We start from the raw sequence: 4,074 nt of genomic DNA, 5'->3' as shown, positions 1-4,074 counted from the left end.
GTTTTACAGTGTTAAAAAAATATTTAGACGACAATTTTAACGGGACTACTACAAACCGTAATTTTTACAAATTAAGATATGCAGATTTATTGTTGATGTTAGCAGAAATAACCAACGAAATTAATGGGCCAACAACAGAAGCATACAATTACGTAAATGAAGTAATGACTAGAGCTAGAAACAAGGCAGATGGAACGCAAGCTGTTGAGCCAGCAGATTGGTCTGGTTTATCTCAAAATGATTTTAGAACACGTATTATGCGAGAGCGCCAATACGAACTTTTAGGAGAAAATCACATTTGGTTTGATACAAGACGTCGTGGATACCAGTATTTTTTAAATGAAGTAATTAACACACACAATAACTTCGGAAATCTAGGAAACAAGGATTATATATATCCAATCTCTGTAAAAAATATGCTGTTACCAATACCATTAACAGAAATTACTAATAACACAGAAATTTCTAACGCAGATCAAAACCCAGGATACTAATAATACATTAATAGCAATAAATGAATACCATTAAATTAGTCTCTAAATACATGACCGTAGTTATAATATTAATTACGGTTGTATTTTCATGCAAGGACGATAATAAGAAACCATCAAACGACAAAAACCCTACTTACCTTGATGCATCCGCTTCAATAAACGATAGAGTAGACGACCTAATGTCGCGTATGACATTAGAAGATAAAATCTATCAAATGTGTCAATATGTTGGTTTAGAGCATATGAAGCACGCCGAAGCTAAAATTTCTCCAGAAGAACTAGAGAAAAACGATGCACTTGGCTTCTATCCAGGCGTACGTAGTGATAGTGTTGGTAGATTGGCAGCAGCAGGTAAAATAGGTTCTTTTCTACATGTAGTAACACCAGAAGAAGCAAATCATCTTCAAAAATTAGCTCAAAAATCACCGTTAAAAATCCCATTACTTATTGGTATAGATGCCATTCATGGTAACGGTTTAGTTAGTGGTTCTACAATTTATCCATCTCCAATTTCTCAAGCAGCAACCTTTGCAGACGGTTTAATTTTAGAAGGAAGCAAGCAAACAGCTTTAGAAATGAGAGCAAACGGAATGCATTGGTCTTTTACACCAAATATAGATGTATTACGCGACCCACGTTGGGGAAGAACAGGAGAAACATTTGGTGAAGACCCATATTTAGTAGGAAATATGGGAGTTGCAACAATTAAAGGGATGCAATCTGATGATTTTTCTGGAACCGATAATGTAATCACTTGCGCAAAACACTTAATAGCAGGAAGTTCCTCTATTAACGGATTAAACGCTTCGCCAACAGATGTGTCTAAACGTACATTATTCGAAATTTTCTTGCCACCATATCGTCGCGCAGTACAAGAAGCTAATGTGTATTCTATTATGGCTGCACATAACGAAGTTGCTGGTTTACCAGGACATATGGATAAATATATGATGAACGATTTAATGCGTGAACGTTGGGGATTTGAAGGCTTTTATGTAAGCGACTGGAACGATATTTCAAGAATAGACATATGGCATCACGTTGCAAAAGACTTCAAACAGTCTATTGAATTTTCTGTAAATGCAGGAATGGATATGAATATGCACGGTATTTTATTCGATACATTGTTAACCGAATTAGTTAATGAAGGTAAAGTTGAAGAAGCGCGTGTAGATTATGCGTGTCGAAAAATATTAGAAGCAAAATTCAAATTAGGATTATTTGAAAATCCATTTGTTGAAGTTGAAAAATCAAAACAAGTGAATTTTTCAAAAGCACATCAAGATAATGCTTTAGAGCAAGCACGTCATGCCATTGTACTTCAAAAAAATAAAAACAAAATTTTGCCTTTAGCAGAAAAAGGTAATGGCAAAACCATTTTTATTACTGGCCCAAATGCTAATAACCAAACAACTTTAGGAGACTGGGTATCGCCGCAACCAGAAGAAAACATCATTACTATGGTAGAAGGCATTTCTAAAATTGGTACAGAAAACGGTTATAAAATAAACTACTTTGATTCTGGAGACCGTTCAAAAGAAATCACAAAAGAGAATATAAACAAAGCAGCACAGCAAGCAAAAAATGCAGATATGATTGTGCTAGTTTTAGGAGAAAATTCTTTCCGTCACGATTGGAAACGTAAAACAACAGGTGAAAACATAGACAGAGCAACGCTTAAATTATCTGGTAATCAAATGAAACTAGCAGATAAAATGTTCGAGCTTAACAAACCAGTAATTGTGGTTTACGTTAGCGGAAGCCCAATAGCAGAACCTTGGTTAGAGCAACGTGCTTCAGCAGTAGTAAACACATGGGAGAGTGGTGCATTTGCAGGGCAAGCTACTGCCGAAATTTTATTCGGACAAGTAAACCCTTCTGGAAAATTACCATTAACTATTCCGCGTAGCGTTGGTCAATTACAAATGGTATATAACCATAAGCCAACAGCATATATTCATAAGTATAATACAGAAAAGAAAAAACCATTACATCCTTTTGGGTTTGGTTTAAGCTACTCTAAATTCCAATTATCTAAACCAAAAGTATCTAAAACAGAGTTTTCTGGAATAGATGACACTATTACAGTTTCGGTAAATGTAAAAAATGCGAGTAATATTGATGGAGAAGAAGTGGTACAATTATACATTAGAGACGATATAAGCTCTTACACAAGACCAGTAAAAGAATTAAAAGGCTACAAACGTGTGTTTGTAAAAGCAGGAGAGTCTCAAACTGTAGAAATAGCTATTAATGCAGAAAGTTTAGCAATGTACGATAAAGATTTCAACTTTGTTGTTGAGCCTGGAACATTTACAATAATGACCGGAAATTCTTCAGCAGATAAAGCATTAAAGAAAACAACCATTTCGGTAAAAAATGCTATCACTTTAGATAAAAATAAATAAGATGTTAAAAAGAATAAATCTAATATTAGCCTGTACTTTAATTGTATTTTCATGTAAAGATGCAACTAAAGATCAAGCATTAAATGAAACGCCAGAGCTAGATAATGCACGTCCAAACGTAATTTATATTATGGCAGATGATCTAACTACACAAGCCATAAGTGCTTATGGAGGTATTTATAAAGATTTGGCACCAACGCCAAATATAGATCGTATAGCTTCAGAAGGTATGTTGTTTCAAGATGTATTATGTACCAATGCTATTTGTGGCCCATCTCGTGCCGCTATTTTAACTGGAAATTATAGTAATCTTAATGGGTATTATAAAAATGAAAGTGGTGGAAAATTTGATAAAACACAATGGACGTTTCCTCAAGAATTTCAAAAAAACGGCTACCAAACATCATTATTTGGGAAATGGCATTTAGGAACAGAACCGCAAGGTTTTGATGTGTTTAAATACCATAATTCTGCAGGACAACAAGGGCATTACTGGAACCCTAAGTATAATATTAATGGAGTAGACACTAAAGTTGAAGGCTATTCTACTAACCTAAGTACAGATTTTGCAATGGATTGGTTAGCGTCTGAAAGAAAACAAGACGAACCATTTATGATGGTGTTACAATACAAAGCACCACACAGACCGTGGCAACCAGATACTAAATATGAAACACTTTGGGATGATGTAGAGTTTCCTTATCCAGCAACCTTTAATGACGATTATAAAGGCCGTGAGTTAACTGCAGGCGATACAGAAATGACTATGGAATATTTCTCTCGTAGAGATATGAAATACAAAGAACCAGAAAACTTAAAAGGTAAAGAGAAAATTAAGTGGGCGTTTTATGGTGCAAAACCTGGTGAAGTAGTGCAGCCAGAAGGTATGACATTCGAGGAAGGTAGAAAATGGAGGTACCAAACGTATATTAAAGATTATTTAGCTTGTGTAAAATCGGTTGATGATAATATTGGACGCGTATTAAAATACTTAGATGAAAATAATTTAACCGATAATACTATTATTGTGTTAACATCAGACCAAGGATTTTACTTAGGAGATCACGGATTTTTCGATAAGCGTTTTATCTACGAAGAGTCTATTAGAATGCCATTTATGGTAAAATATCCTAAATTAGTTAAAGCAGGTTCTGTAAACGAAGATATTATTA

3 protein-coding genes are annotated in these 4,074 nt (G+C 34.5%); all 3 read left to right on the top strand.

Going from position 1 to position 4,074, the window contains the following annotated elements:
- Positions 1–494: RagB/SusD family nutrient uptake outer membrane protein (locus tag ACVC2P_RS16775; protein WP_452599607.1), on the top strand; the 494-nt coding region annotated here is incomplete at its 5' end.
- A gap of 20 nt (positions 495–514) precedes the next feature.
- On the top strand, positions 515–2,902 hold the full coding sequence (locus ACVC2P_RS16770) for a glycoside hydrolase family 3 N-terminal domain-containing protein (RefSeq protein ID WP_452599606.1): 2,388 nt from the start codon (positions 515–517) through the stop codon (positions 2,900–2,902).
- 1 nt (position 2,903) lies between these two features.
- The coding region (locus ACVC2P_RS16765; protein WP_452599605.1) for a sulfatase-like hydrolase/transferase at positions 2,904–4,074 on the top strand (1,171 nt) is incomplete at its 3' end.

The sequence above is a fragment of the Pontimicrobium sp. MEBiC01747 genome (assembly GCF_053601635.1).
The sequence above is the reverse complement of the archived record's forward strand: the minus strand, read 5'-3'. Positions and strand labels throughout refer to the sequence as shown.